Origin of the sequence: Chloracidobacterium thermophilum B (assembly GCF_000226295.1) — a bacterium.
Classification (GTDB): Bacteria; Acidobacteriota; Blastocatellia; order Chloracidobacteriales; family Chloracidobacteriaceae; genus Chloracidobacterium; species Chloracidobacterium thermophilum.
On sequence record NC_016024.1, the window covers coordinates 307,402 to 320,996 of the forward strand.

The following is a 13,595-nucleotide window of genomic DNA, read 5'->3' on the forward strand; positions in this document are numbered from 1 at the left end:
CATCGTCCTGGCATTTCAAGGCGTTCTCACCTCTGCGTGTGAACCACAGCGGAGTTCGGTCGGGAAACTGCGCCGTCGCTCTGCCTGGTCTGGTTTGAAAACCCTACGGGGCTTGCATAGAGTCTGTTTTCCCTCTGCCGAACGACTGATGTATCCGGTTCCATCCACTACGATGGCTTGCTCATGCTCAAAGCTGCTCTGCTTTCTGCCTTCTCAAGACCAGCTTCAACGCCGTCCCTTGCCGTGGGGAAAGACCAGGAAATGGTGTGGACAAGCTGGGCAACCATTTTGGCCCTGGTGGTGTTCGCCCTGTGTAGTGGTCAGGTTTATGCACCTCCTGTGGCACGCCTGGCAGAACCGGAGGTACTGTCCCGCGCCGAACGTCTGCTGGAGCGTCTGCGCCCAGCCGACCTCTCCGGTGTGCCGCTGGCGGCGTACCAGAGAGCCGGGCAGTGTCAATGGCATCCGGTTGATTTGGCCCAGTGGGAGTTTGCTTTTCTGGCGCCGGACAGGAGCCACCTGTACCGCCTGACGCTGAATGCCACCGGCGACTTCCGGTACTTCGCTGTTTACCGGCGCCGTCCCGTGGCGGAAGCCATTGCCGCGTTCAATGATGCCCTTGTCCGTCAGCAGGCTGAAGTTTGGCGGGACTTTCTCAGAGCGGAAGCCGGAATCACCCCGGTGCCTGTGACCGAAGCGCCACCGCCCGTCCGGGAAAGTCCCTTTCCAGGTTCGGTCCGGGACATCCTGCGGCGTTGGAAAACCGATCATGCGCAGTGGGCCTTTGTGGAAGTCAGCTTCGACCAGCAGGGGCTTCAATCCCTGGGGGTGACACCGGCGGAGACACCACGGCCTGCTGAGAGCGACATTTTGGGCGGTGTTCTCGTCATTGGGTTTCTCGCGCTGGCCTGCTGGCTTCCATGGCTCCTGGTGTTTGTGCGTGGAGTTGCCCGCCGCGAAATGGGATCGCTCACCACGCTCGTCACAAGTGGGGTCCTGGCGACGTTGCTGATGCTTTGGCTCGCAACGCTTCTGGGGGTTACATTCATCTCGGAGGAGGGATTTGTTGTCCTGCTGTCAGTCCTGCTGTCAGATGCCGGCTACCGGTGGGTGATATTTTTCATCACCTTGCTGGCGGCGGCGGGCGTGTCGCTGGGGGCGCTGGGTGTAGGGCTGGTTTCTCTGGCCGTGACGGAGTCTTACGACTGGAAGCGCCATCGGCAGTTGCTGGGCGATGTGTATCGCCTGACGCGCCGGGGCGGCCTGACGCCCTTGCAAATACTGCGGCTCAGTGTGGGGAGCGTCGCGCTGGCATCGTGGATTCTGGCGCTGGAAACCGGCGTCCAGTGGATAACCGGGCAGCCTCTCCTTCCTTGGCATGAGTTTGCTGTCTGGTCGCAAAGTCTGGCTGTCGGGCGGTGGCCGGGCTGGAGAATCATCGGCGAATGCCTGGCCGACGTGTGGCTGACGACGATCTGGCTGCTGCCCCTGATGGCCTTTGCCCGCGACCGCCTTCAGGATCGTTCCACGGGACTGGCGGTTGGAGTGTTGTTGGTCCTGATTGGTCTGCCCTTCGTTGCCAGCACATGGAGCACAATCGTGGGGTATGTCCTGCTGGTCGCAGGGCTGGTCTGGGCGCTGCTGAACTATGGCTGGTTGTCGGTTGTGTTTGGCCAGCTTCTGGTAGGCGGGCTGTTTCCACTGCTGTGGGGGCTGCGTTTTCCAAATGGTTTCGAGCCGGTGTTTCTGTTGGGCGGGATGCTCATCATCCTGCCGCTCGGGGTGCTCATCGGGTTTCGCCGGCCGGAGCGCCGCCTGCGAAAAGAGACTTTCGATCTCGCTCCCCGGTACATCCGCGATCGCCTCCGCCTGGAACGCTGGCGCGAAGACCGCGAAGTACGGTGGCTGGTTCACTGCAACCTGCTGCCGCCCTCCGGCTTTCGGGACGAGCGGCAGCGCATCATTGCCGAGTATGCCCACCTGCCTGAACAAGGCCGGGAGTGGTTTATTGTGCTGCCACTGGAGCCGGAGCGGATTGGCGTAGGAATTGGGGAAGTGAGCGGGCAGGAACTCCAGGCTTCCCTGCTGGTGGCGATTGTGCTGGCGGCCATCCGGTCCAAGGCGTCCCACTATTCGGACTGTCCGGCGCGGGTCATCGAGCGTCTCAATGACTTTTTATCCCCCCGCCTGCGTGCGATTGGTTCGCAGGTCCGGCTGCTGTACGGTATCGCCGACTTTCGTACGGGTGAGTTTACCTACTGCAATGCTGGCTATATTGCGCCGGTGGTGCTGCGACCGCGTGCGGGGGAAAAACCGTCGCCTTCCAGCCTGACGGGGGCGCGGAACAGCCCGCTGGACGGACGCACTGATCTGCGGTTTCTGGAAGATCGGGTGCGTCCCGTACGGGGCAGTCAGGTGGTGCTGATGGGCGACTGGCTGGGTGAGGTTTATGGGCTGGAGCCTGATGCGCCCGACCTTGCCTCACGCTACGAAACCCTGTTGGCGTCTCTGGATGCACCGCCGGAGGGCAACCTGCCACGCGCCGTAATTGACTATGCACGTGAGCGCCTTCAGCCAGCGCCCGGTGAATCGTTTGCCAAATCCCCGGCTGAGACCGAAATCACCGTCGTCTGCCTTACCTTCTAAGCTTTGGGGAGTCTGTCACCGGTTCACAAGCAGGGATTCGGCAGCGGCGCGCTGCCTGCTCTTGCTGTGGGTACACTAAACAAGTACCTTGCGTGGCCGGGTATTTGGCTTGTCTGGCTTGGCCGTAACCCGTGATTGCACCCTGCTTCCTGGAGATGTTGCCGCAATGTCTTTCCTCGATCAGATGACCAAAGAACTGCTCAAGCGGTACGGACGCCTTGCCCTGGGGAAGCCGTTTGCTCCGGCCTTTCTCAACATTCTGGTGACGTCCGTTTGCGACATGCGCTGTATCCACTGCTTTTTCACCGAAGAGTTGGATGATAAAGAGCGCAAAAAGAACCAGATGAAGACGGAAAACATCGTCCGGGTCAGCGAAACCCTGGGGGGCAACCTCTCGGTGCTCGTCATTGCCGGGGGTGAACCGTTTACCCGCGTTGATCTGCCGGACATTGCCCGCGCGTTTTACGAAAACAACCGGCTTGAATCCATCTATCTGATGTCCAACGGGCAAATCCAGAAGCGGATTCTACCCGATGTCGAACGCATCCTGACCGAGTGCCCGAAACTTCACGTCACTGTGGCGCTGGGCCTTGACGGACTCGAAGCCGACCACGACCGGATTCGGCAGAAACCGGGCAGTTGGGCGCGGGCCATTGACACGGCACGGCAGCTCCAAAAGCTGAAGAAAAGGTTTGCACGGCTCGACGTGCAAACCTGCACCTGTGTGATGAACTCAAACCAGGACCGGCTGTTCGAGTGGTATGACTTTCTCAAGCACGACCTCCGGCCGGACAAAATCAACGTCAACTACATCCGTCCGCCGGCGGCCCGCCCCGAAGAACTCAACATTGACCTTGAGCGTTACCGGCGGTTGTCCCAGATGATCCTTGAAGATTCGCGCAGCGGACAGGCCAAGAATGTGTACGGCGGGCCGAATGGCGCTTTCAAAGCCGCCGTGGACATTTACATGCACGAACTCATCGCCAAAACCCAGGAAGAGCAAAAAGCCCAACTCCGGTGTTTTGCCGGCACGGCCGGCGGTGTCATCTACGACGAAGGCACGGTGTCGAGCTGCGAAAACCTGCCGCCCATCGGCAACCTGCGGGATTACGACTGGAACTTTTCGGCCCTGTGGTACTCCGAAGCCATGCAGATGCGGCGCGCGCGGGTCAAGGACGGCTGCTTCTGTACGCACGAAAGCAACTGCTACTACCCATCGCTGGCGTTCAATCCGAAGCACCTGGTCAAGATCAAACGTCTCGAACGCGACATCATTGCCGCCCGCAAGCGGGTCGAAGCCGTTGAACAGCAGGCAACCGTCGCCACGGCTTCATCCTGAACCGCGCGGCATATTCAGCCTGGCTGAAAGGCACAGCGGCGGCAGGAAGCGTCTTCCGGCCGCCGTTGCTCTGTTGTGTGTGCTTCCGGTGATTCGTTTTTGCCGGGGGCCTGTGCCTGACCGGTTTGACGGCCGGGTTGCACACCTGCCGTCGGGTTCGTCATAATCGGCTGCGGCTGGTGGCTGTTCCGCCACCTCTTCCGAAGTCACTCCAGGTTGGAATTTTGGGGTTTGTCCGATGCGTACCTTTCGCCGCTATGCCCCATCCCTTCGTTTGCGGGTCGCTCTGACCTGCCTCCCGTTGCGGCGGCGGGCCGATCTTTTTGCTGACTAGCCTTCCTTGGAAATCGGTTGCTCTGTCTGTCACACGCCGGCCGCACCAGGCCTGCCGGTTGCCGATGTGTTTTTTCAAGGAGGTCATCATGTCAGCCGCGATTCCAACGCTTACCAAATTCCCGCAGCTCATCACGGAACTGCCCGGCCCGAAGGCCCGGGCCATCGTTGAACAGGACCATCGCTACGTTTCGCCGAGTTATACACGCCCTTACCCGCTGGTCATCGAGCGCGGCTGGGGCGCGATGATTCAGGATGTGGACGGCAACGTGTTTTTGGACTTCAATGCCGGAGTGGCTGTGCTGGCGACGGGCCATGCCCACCCGGAGATTGTAGCCGCGATTGCCAAACAGGCGGCGGAGTTTGTCCACATTGCCGGGGCGGATTACTACTACCCACAACTTGCGGCTATGGCCGAGCGGCTCCAGACGGAAACGCCGGGGGATTTCCCCAAGCGGGTTCACTTTGGTAACTCCGGCGCAGAGGCCGTCGAATGCGCCCTCAAGGTGGCGATGTATGCCACCCGGCGTCCGAAGTTCATCGCCTTTTTCAACAGCTTTCACGGGCGGACGATGGGTGCGCTGTCACTTACTTCTTCGCGGGCGGCTCAGCGGTTGGGCTTCGGCCGCGCAGCGCTTGATGTCACCCATATCCCTTATGCCAACTGTCTGCGCTGCGCCTACGGCAAAACGCCTGACACCTGCCAGGTGGAATGTGTGAAGGTCATCGAGGAGCGGCTGTTCAAAACCACCTGCCCGAAGGAAGAAGTTGCGGCCGTCGTGGTCGAGGCGGTGCAGGGCGAAGGCGGCTATGTCGTTCCCCCGGCCAAGTTCCACCACGAGCTGCGCCGGTTGTGTGATGAGCACGACATCGTCCTCATCGTGGATGAAGTCCAGTCCGGTATGGGGCGTACCGGGAAAATGTTTGCCATTGAGCACTTCGGGGTCGTCCCGGACGTGCTGTGCGCGGCCAAGGGGATTGCGTCGGGGCTGCCGCTAAGCGCGACCGTGGCGCGGGCTGACCTGATGAACTGGCACGTCGGCGCGCATGCTTCGACCTTTGGCGGCAATCCCGTTGCCATTGCCGCCTCGCTCAAGACCTTTGAACTGCTTCACAACGGCCTGCTCAGGAACGCGGCCGAAATGGGCGAACGCATGCTGGGCGGACTGCGCCTGGTGCAGGCGAAGTATGCCGACCGGATTGCTGACGTGCGCGGATTGGGCCTGATGATTGGCGTCGAGTTTGTCACCGACCGGCGCAGCCTGACGCCTGATCCTGAACTCCGCAACCGCATCGAGCAGGAGTGTTTCCGCCGCGGCCTCATCGTGCTGGGGGCCGGGGAGTCCACAATCCGGTTCTCACCACCGCTCGTCATTGATGCCGAGCAGGTGGACTGCGCCGTGGAAATTTTTTCAGAGGCTATCGGCGCGGCACTCAATGCCTGAGTATCCAGCCACAGCCATATCTGGTGGGCGTCCCTTGGGGAGCGGCCCACCCTCGCTTTTTGGGTTGGCTCTGGGATAGGTTGCACCGGGCAACACCAGTTTCCATGCAGGTTGCCAATCCTGAGCTTCAAAAGGATGTCGTTACCATGCAACCTGTTGGTTATGCCCCGCCGCCACCGGCCAAAAAACGCAATGTCTGGTGGTGGGTTCTGGGGGGCTGCGGAGTCCTCACGCTGCTCGGTATCGTGGCCGTCGGCGTGGTTCTCTACTTTGGCTACCGCTTCGTGGACGAAGCCTCCAAGAACCCTGTCCGCACGGCAGCCAAGGTCGTCGAGTTGGCCAATCCCGACATTGAAGTGGTGGCAGTGGATGAGGAAAAGGAACTGGTGACCTTCCGCGACAAGAAGACCGGCACCACGACGACGGTTTCGCTCAAGGAGCTTGAAAAGAAGGCAAAGTCCGGCGATGGAACAGGTAGTCCAGAGCCATCCGCCGGTAGCCAACCGCCGTCCTCGCCGCCGGAAGTCGGTATTGGTGACAAGGATAACCTCCCCAACTGGGTGCTGGTGTATCCGGGGGCCAAGGTCACGGCCAAGGTGACATCGGGCAGCGGCAATAAGGTGTCCGGTTCGCTGACGTTGATGACAAGAGACAGGCCCGAAGCGGTGTTCAGCTTCTATGAAACCAAGCTGGGCAGCCTCGGTTTTTCCATGACGCGCGTAACAGCCGGCGGCTACCGGACGATCAACGCCAAGCGTCCTTCAGGTGAGAACTTGACCGTCATGGTGATGAAGGTTGAATCCGATGACCGCCGGGAGGATGACCGCACGGAAGACGATGACGACTACACGAGTATTGTGATCACCTACAAGTCGGAGTAGTGCTTACCCGGACGCTGCTGGGGGTAACATTCGGCATCAGCAATACAGGCCATCTCTCCTGATGTTGTTGGGCGGTTCATGTGCTGAGATCGAATCTCCTCAGAGGACTGGCGTTATTCGGAACTCAATAAGCCATTTTAACTTCTTGCGATCTCCCGCAAGGTACGCTTCGATGTTTTGTATAAGCTCATCAATCCGCCCGATCGGGACAACATAATCAAAGATGTTGGACATCACTCTCAATGTCTCGCGCGTCCACTCCCCATCAACCACAAGGGCCCCCAACAGGTCAGGCTTCTTACCTTTCCAATTGATCGCGGAGAACATCTTGTCTTTGGCATAAAGAGAGGCGTGCCTTGATGAAGATTTCCTTACCTCAATAAACGCTTTTGGCGCAGTTGCATCTGGCAGGATAAAATCTGCACGGAAGTCATACACCACACCCTGCAACGTCACGTACTCACCCTCCCTCAGAAAACTCAGGCCCCGCCGCCTAAGCGCGGCGTTGACAATAGATTCCAGAAGTACACGCCCTACAAGATCGCGTACAATGCCTTCCAGCGTAGAACCCAGCCGTATGAGAATCTCCTCCTTGACCACTTTGTTTGGATCCACCCGCTCAGCTAGGAGTTTGCATAGGCGTTCCGCAGCCGGGCGCGAAATGTTCTTGTCAGAGACTGACCCGATGCGCTCTTTGAGCTTTGCTTTACTGAAAACACCGCTAAGATGCTGCATCAGAGGCAAGACGTGGGGATTGGCGACAAGATAGGCTTGATCAAAGCACGTGAAGTTATTTGTCTGAACTCTCACTTCCTCGTACAGTGCTTCCACTACGGTTCGGAGGTTGGTGTAAACGCCGGTGGTAATCGCCGCCTCAAGATCGAATGTCAGGGCCTGGCGGCGCTGCCACTCCGCATGGACTTCTTCTGGAGTAGCTTTGCGGGGCGGAATGCCAAGACCAGCCATAACAATGATCTTTGCACGCTCATCTGCCAAATGCTCAGGGAGAAGTGCTGTGAGTCCCTTGGAGTCCTGTGCCAAGGCTAGATAAACATTGATAAAACTTCGGAATTCTTCATCAGCTCTCTGATACAAGGTCTTTGGTGTAGTCATAAGGAATTGCGCCCGCGTTTGGCAGAGATGTGATACTCACCAAGTCCTAATGGTGACCCATCTCTCTTTTCCAGTATCCAGCGATGACCTCTATCACGTAGCTTCGTACAGTTCACGGAGTCGTATCCCAGTGCTGTCATTATTGAAGCGAAATACTGGGGAGTGCTTACGTGTACACCGTAGAACGCGGCATCGGCCACAACCACGTGTGCCTGCCCCCCAATTTTCAGGCAGCGAAGCACCTCTCGAAGGATGCGTGTCATCTGAGCAAAGTATGGATACACGAGCAGGTCATACTCTTTCTTCCCGGGACGCCTGCGACGTTCTCGTGCCAAAGCCTCTACGATTTTGTCGAGATCCGATAGCACCTGTGTCGAAATCTCATCCCGGTACCTCGACTGGATGTCTCTGTGGCCGGTGAGAGCTGTTGTTGTATTTACGATGAGTTGTGCACGTACTTTCTGGGTGATCTCTTGCCACGATGTGCAGAGGCCCCAGAAATACAACTGCATGCGGGTCATCTCCGCGTAGTCGAAGTTGTTGAGGTAGGGCGGAGATGTGACGACGACATCAACACTGCTGTCCGCAACCGCCGTCATGTCCTCGGAAGAGCGTTGGTACACAAAGACTTCCGGCAAGTGGACGCCATTGTCGAGCCGCTTCGTGTCAGATTCGATCTCATCAATCACCTGGTGGATGGCTTTGATAGGAACCGCTGCTTTCTTTGGAGAGGTCGGGGCCTTGTAGATGCCGTCTGTCTGGGACTTCGAGCACATCTCCACCACCCGAGAGAGCACAAGAAAAGCCAGGTCATCTTTAACCAGGCCTGACTTCTCAAGCGCCGTGCGGGCCCCCAGCAGTTGGGCGAGGATAGGTTCGTCGAACAACTTCGTAAGGAAGACACGTACGGGTTCTGGAAGGGAACTCTTCGGCCAACCTGTGATAGCACCGTTCAGGAGCACTTCCTTGATGCGACGAAGGTGAGACTGTGTCGGGGGCGCAGCCGTCTTGGCTCTGGCGATACGGACAAAAAATGGGTGGGGTTCAAAGCCAATGGCTCGGTTGCCACAAGCCTGTGCGACAACAAGGGAAGTTCCACAACCGGCAAAGGGGTCAAGAAGGACTCCGTTGGCACTTTTGGGGCAGTGCTCAGCGACGAACTCTGGCGCGAAGCCGGCGATGAAGTTAAACCACCGGTGGATCGCATGCCGGCTAGCGGTGGTATTCGTAGGAAGCCGCTCAGGTGCCACTGCTGCAAATTGAGTGCAGGGGGGAATCCCTGGCAAGCACATCTGTTCTGTTGCCTGACGTTTCATGGCGTTCTTCACTGGCTTTGCATTAGAGAGGCGAGCAACTCAGGATAAAGCCTGCCCCATCGCAGAAGATCAATACGTGCCTTGGATAAATGCTGTCTGGCAAGGTTCTGCACGACTTGGGGCGGCTGCGGGGGAAGACATTTTGTTCCCTGCTGTCACATTCCGGGCAGGGGCATTGCTTATCCGGCGGGTTGATACCGGAAGTGCCGCCCGCCAGCATCGCTCTCAGCCTTGGACGGCATACATCAGCAGCCCGGAGCGGAGCTTCGGTTCAAACCAGGTGGACTTCGGGGGCATCACCTCTCCCCGGTCAGCAACAGCCAACAACGCCTCCAGCGAAGTCGGGTAAAGGGAAAAGGCGACCGCTGCCTGCCCGGCGTTGACCCGCCGTTCCAGTTCTGCCGTGCCGCGAATCCCGCCGACAAAATCCAGCCGCTTGTCCGTACGGGGATCGCCAATGCCCAGCAATGGTTCCAGCACCTGTGTTTGCAGGCGGCTGACATCCAGCCGCGTCAGGATGTCCCCGTCTTCTGCCGGACGAAAGCGGAAGCTGTGCCACCGGCCGGCGCAATAGACCGAAAAATCACCTTCCGCAGCCGGCGTCGGTGTAGCCGGACGTGGTTCAAATCGGGCTTGCAAAGCCGCGATGAAGTCCGTCGGTGCATAGCCGTTGAGGTCACTGACAACGCGGTTGTAGGGCAGTATCCGCAGTTGGCCCGCCGGGAAAAGCACCGCCAGAAAAAAGTTGTAGGGTGCTTCCGCTGACGGGTGTGGGTCCTGTGCCCGCCATACAGCGCGGGCGCGGCTGGCGCTGGCCGAACGGTGATGCCCATCGGCGACATAGAGCGTCGGGACATCTGCAAAGGCCATACGAACCTGGTCGGCATCCGCCATGCGCCAGACCGTGTGCTGAATGCCATCCTCAGCCGTGAAGTCATACAGCGGCACACCAGAGCAGGTCTGCTCCACGAGCGCCTCCAGCGCCGGTACGTCCCGGTAGACCAGAAAGACCGGCTCTGTGTGGACGCCCAGCGCCAGCAGATGCCGGGTGCGGTCGTCTTCCTTGTCCGGGCGCGTCTTTTCGTGCTTGCGGATCACCTCCCGGTCGTAGTCGTCCACGGCACAGACGCCAACGATGCCAGTCTGCGCCCGTCCCGCCATGACGAGCCGATAGACAAAGAAACCGGCTTCCTCATCGGTAAGCAACGGCGCTTCCCGGATGAGCCGCTCCAGATTGGCCCGGGCGGTCTGGTACTGGAGTTCGGCTTCCGGCGGGGTGTCATCCGGCAGGTTGGCATCCGGCCGGGTGACGTGCAGCAGGCTGTAGGGGTTGTTGGCAACCAGCGCACGGGCTTCGTCCCGGCTGACAACGTCGTAGGGAACTGCTGCCACGTCCGCGACGCGGACAGGCTGGGGACGGAGCGCGCGAAAGGGATGAACAATGGCCATGGTGTGTCCGATACCGCCTTGAACGTGCAGGGGATGGGGAAAGACTGGTTACTCCAATGGTGGGCCCTGGCGATGCAGCGCTGCCTCGGCCACGAAGTGCTTGAACAGGGCTTGTGAAAAGGGGTCATGGTCGGCATTGATTTCCGGGTGCCACTGGACGCCAAGCACAAAGTGGTTGGGCTGGGTCCCGATGACGGCCTCGATGACGCCATCCGCCGCCCAGGCGATGGCGCGCAGGTCTCGGCCGAGTTCGTCAATAGCCTGGTGATGGTGACTGTTGACACGTGCTGTGACACCCCCGGCCAGCTTGGCCAGCAGGCTGTCCCGGTCAATCTGGATGCCATGGGCAACCCGGCGAAAGCTGCCACGCTGCTGATGCTGCATGACGTTTTCGACCTGCGAGGGCAGGTCCTGAAACAGCGTCCCGCCACGGTGTACGTTGAGCAGTTGCATCCCGTAGCAGATGGCAAGGACGGGAAGCCGTCGGGCATCGGCAATGCGCAACAACTGAAGGTCGGTTTCATCCCGTTCCGGGTGAACCGGGCCGAGTGCGACATGCGGCGCCTGCCCGTAGCGGAACGGGTCAATATCACCGGGATTGCCGGACAAAAGGATACCGTCAAGCACCTGGGCGACGGCGTCAAGGTAGCCCGGCTCCGTCAGCAGCGGGATGAGCAGCGGAATCCCACCGGCGTGCAAAACCGCGCGCGGGTAGGTCGTGCGCAGATGATAGGTGTCCTTGTCGGGGTCAATCCGAACGGTGATACCAATGATGGGCTGCTTCGTGTATGGTGCGGGCATCGTCGGATGTTCTCGTCAGACCTGTTCACCGGCGTGGGCGCAAGCCAGCCTTGGCCCCGCCAGACCACGTAAACTCAGAATGGCGCAGCATCGTGCCAAAGGATGACCATAACGTGACAAACCTTGCAATTACAGACCTGCAAACCGGCGCCGGCGCGGTAGCCGAAAATGGCCATGTCGTCACTGTTCACTACACCGGCTGGCTGCTCGATGGAACAAAATTCGACAGCTCCCACGACCGGCGGCAGCCCTTCGAGTTCGTGCTTGGGTTAGGGCAGGTCATTCGCGGCTGGGATTTGGGGGTTGCCGGCATGCGCGTTGGCGGCAGGCGGCAACTGACCATTCCGCCAGAACTGGCCTATGGTAGCCGAGGGATTGGGCCGATTCCACCCAACGCCACCCTGTGCTTTGAGGTCGAGCTGTTGTCGGTCAAACCGTGAGGGCGTTGGTCATTGTCCCCGGCCATGCCATTTGTCTGAGACCTGATGCCCCGGACTTGACGGCGGATGACGCTTGGGCGCTTCAGCCATACCAGCGCGGGGAAGGTGGTTGCTACCTGGAGCACATCCGGGAGGGCATCCGGTGGGCAGCGGAAGATGGCCACCGGTGGCTGGTGTTCTCCGGCGGATATACCCACCGGGAGCATCCGACCCGAAGCGAAGCCGAAAGCTACCGGCAAGTGGCCGAAGCCCAAGGTTGGTGGCACTGCCGGGAAGTTGCCGCGCGGACGCTGACCGAGACCTTTGCCCGTGATTCCTATGAGAACCTGCGCTTTGGTCTGTGGCGCTTCTACGATGCCTTGGGTGCGTGGCCGGCCGAAGTCTTCGTGGTTGGCTGGGCGTTCAAGCAGCAGCGGTTTCAGTGGCATGCCGCCGCCTTGGGCTGGCCCGCAGAGCGGTTTCACTACATAGGCGTCAACAATCCGCCGGACTTGGCTGCGGCCCAGGCTGGCGAATCACAGGCACTCCGCGATTTCCTGGCCGACCCCCACGGTCGGCAGGGGCGGCTGTCCGCCAAACGCCACGCCCGCAATCCATTCGGGCGTCAGCCGCCGGCGCACTGGCAGTCCCTGCTCCCTCATTAGGCCGGCTCCTGGAGAAGTTTTTTGACCTTGCGCTCAAAAATGCCTTCGTTGATGCCGCCGGTAACGGTGTCCCGGATGTTGCCACGCCGGTCAATAAAGACGGTGTAGGGAATGGAGTTGCCAATTCCGAAGCGGGCCGCCGTGGTGCTGTCCGCCATGCCGATGGGGTAGCTGATTTGGCGCTTGGCAAGAAATTCCTTGACGACCTTCGGCCCTTCCTGATCGACCGAAAGGCCGATGATTTCAAGGCCGTCGCCTTTGAGACGACGGTAGGTGGCATCGAAGCCGGGCATTTCGGCAACGCAGGGCGGGCACCAGGTGGCCCAGAAGTTGACGACCACGACCTTTCCACGGTGGGCGCTCAAGTCGAATTTGCCGGCGTTGAAGGTTTCGACGCTAAAGTTGGGCGCAGCCCGCGCGGTTTCCGGTGCCGGCGAAGAAGAAGCCGTTTTGGACGGCGCACCCGATGAAGATGGAGACGGTGAATCCGTCGGCGTGGACTGACAGGCCAGCCCCAGCGTGGTGCCAAGAACCAACACCAGGGTGAGACCATAACGTGGGGTGGGCGTGGACATTGTCATAGATGCTCCAGCATGGTGAAATCCCAGGCAGTCATCATGCGTGAATGTCACCTTCAAGACAACTTGCTTGCTACCGGTCAGACCTTTAGGTAGCGTCAACCTACGCTCAGCGCCGCTCATTGCCAGCACCACGCACTGGTGAAAATGCCATGGGGTTCGTTCCGCTTATTCTGGTCGTCATCGTGCTCCTGCCCTTGGTGTGGCTGGAGTTGCGGCGCTACGGCCAGGCGCGGCTGGATGGCAAGGTGTCCGACGCAATGCGGGCGCGGCTGGGCCGCCGGTTGCTGAGCGCCGGTTTGCTGGTTGTCGTCACGGCGCTGGTGGGGTTTGGGCTTGAGTTCCGTACGCTGTTTCAGCCTTCCCAACTGGTGGGCTACTTTCTCATCTGCGGATTGCTGCTGTGTCTGCTCGTGGGCACGATGATCTACGACATCCGTGCCGTGGTGCGCCAGTCACTGCTGGAATTTCACGACCGGGACGCCGAAGCCGCACGTTTCCAGGCGTTTATGGCGCGGGATGCCAGCCTGCCCCACGAACTGTTCCAAAAGGGCAAAGCGGGCGGAGGAGAGCCAGGGCGAACCCGCAAGCCATTGGGCTGAACCTTAGA

The 13,595-nt window shown here is 59.8% G+C and carries 12 protein-coding genes; 7 read left to right on the forward strand and 5 right to left on the reverse strand.

Translation table 11 applies throughout. The features are described 5' to 3' along the window. Positions 1-183: 183 nt before the first annotated feature. The 4 genes from CABTHER_RS01240 (at position 184) to CABTHER_RS01255 (ending at position 6,644) form a co-directional block, all read left to right on the forward strand. The gene (locus CABTHER_RS01240) at positions 184-2,646 is read left to right on the forward strand and encodes a PP2C family protein-serine/threonine phosphatase (RefSeq protein ID WP_014098756.1); all 2,463 of its coding nucleotides are present in this window, start codon (positions 184-186) and stop codon (positions 2,644-2,646) included. A 166-nt stretch (positions 2,647-2,812) separates the two neighbouring features. Further along, positions 2,813-3,985: a radical SAM protein gene (locus CABTHER_RS01245; protein WP_014098757.1), complete on the forward strand. Its 1,173-nt coding sequence runs from the start codon at positions 2,813-2,815 to the stop codon at positions 3,983-3,985. 422 nt (positions 3,986-4,407) lie between these two features. Continuing rightward, positions 4,408-5,763 carry an acetyl ornithine aminotransferase family protein gene (locus tag CABTHER_RS01250; RefSeq protein WP_041569295.1) on the forward strand — a complete coding sequence of 452 codons (1,356 nt, stop codon included), beginning with the start codon at positions 4,408-4,410 and terminating at the stop codon, positions 5,761-5,763. Positions 5,764-5,909: 146 nt separating this feature from the next. Continuing rightward, positions 5,910-6,644: a hypothetical protein gene (locus CABTHER_RS01255; RefSeq protein ID WP_148263883.1), complete on the forward strand. Its 735-nt coding sequence runs from the start codon at positions 5,910-5,912 to the stop codon at positions 6,642-6,644. A gap of 99 nt (positions 6,645-6,743) precedes the next feature. Here CABTHER_RS01255 and CABTHER_RS01260 read toward each other — a convergent pair whose 3' ends face one another. The 4 genes from CABTHER_RS01260 to CABTHER_RS01275 form a co-directional block, all read right to left on the reverse strand. Next, positions 6,744-7,757, reverse strand: a complete 1,014-nt coding sequence (locus tag CABTHER_RS01260; RefSeq protein ID WP_014098760.1) for a hypothetical protein — start codon at positions 7,755-7,757, stop codon at positions 6,744-6,746. After that, on the reverse strand, positions 7,754-9,073 hold the full coding sequence (locus CABTHER_RS01265; protein ID WP_014098761.1) for a DNA methylase: 1,320 nt from the start codon (positions 9,071-9,073) through the stop codon (positions 7,754-7,756). Before CABTHER_RS01265 ends, CABTHER_RS01260 begins: the two co-directional genes overlap by 4 nt. Positions 9,074-9,298: 225 nt before the next feature. Then, entirely contained in the window at positions 9,299-10,522 is a 1,224-nt protein-coding gene (locus CABTHER_RS01270) for a DUF1015 domain-containing protein (protein ID WP_014098762.1), read from the reverse strand. A 48-nt stretch (positions 10,523-10,570) separates the two neighbouring features. Further along, a complete protein-coding gene (locus CABTHER_RS01275) occupies positions 10,571-11,323 on the reverse strand; it encodes a gamma-glutamyl-gamma-aminobutyrate hydrolase family protein (RefSeq protein ID WP_014098763.1) in 753 nt (250 codons plus the stop codon). 113 nt (positions 11,324-11,436) lie between these two features. On the opposite strand from CABTHER_RS01275, the gene CABTHER_RS01280 reads away from it, so the two are divergent. Further along, positions 11,437-11,763 (forward strand): FKBP-type peptidyl-prolyl cis-trans isomerase, encoded by a 327-nt coding sequence (locus CABTHER_RS01280; protein ID WP_014098764.1) that lies wholly within the window; start codon positions 11,437-11,439, stop codon positions 11,761-11,763. A gap of 56 nt (positions 11,764-11,819) precedes the next feature. Next, positions 11,820-12,407: an ElyC/SanA/YdcF family protein gene (locus CABTHER_RS01285; RefSeq protein WP_187288393.1), complete on the forward strand. Its 588-nt coding sequence runs from the start codon at positions 11,820-11,822 to the stop codon at positions 12,405-12,407. On the opposite strand, the gene CABTHER_RS15230 is transcribed toward CABTHER_RS01285, so the two are convergent. After that, positions 12,404-12,982 carry a TlpA family protein disulfide reductase gene (locus CABTHER_RS15230; RefSeq protein ID WP_014098766.1) on the reverse strand — a complete coding sequence of 193 codons (579 nt, stop codon included), beginning with the start codon at positions 12,980-12,982 and terminating at the stop codon, positions 12,404-12,406. The two genes, CABTHER_RS01285 and CABTHER_RS15230, sit on opposite strands and share 4 nt — an antisense overlap. A 155-nt stretch (positions 12,983-13,137) precedes the next feature. Here CABTHER_RS15230 and CABTHER_RS01295 point away from each other — a divergent pair, with 155 nt between their 5' ends. After that, a complete protein-coding gene (locus CABTHER_RS01295) occupies positions 13,138-13,587 on the forward strand; it encodes a hypothetical protein (protein WP_014098767.1) in 450 nt (149 codons plus the stop codon). The last annotated feature ends 8 nt before the right edge of the window (positions 13,588-13,595 follow it).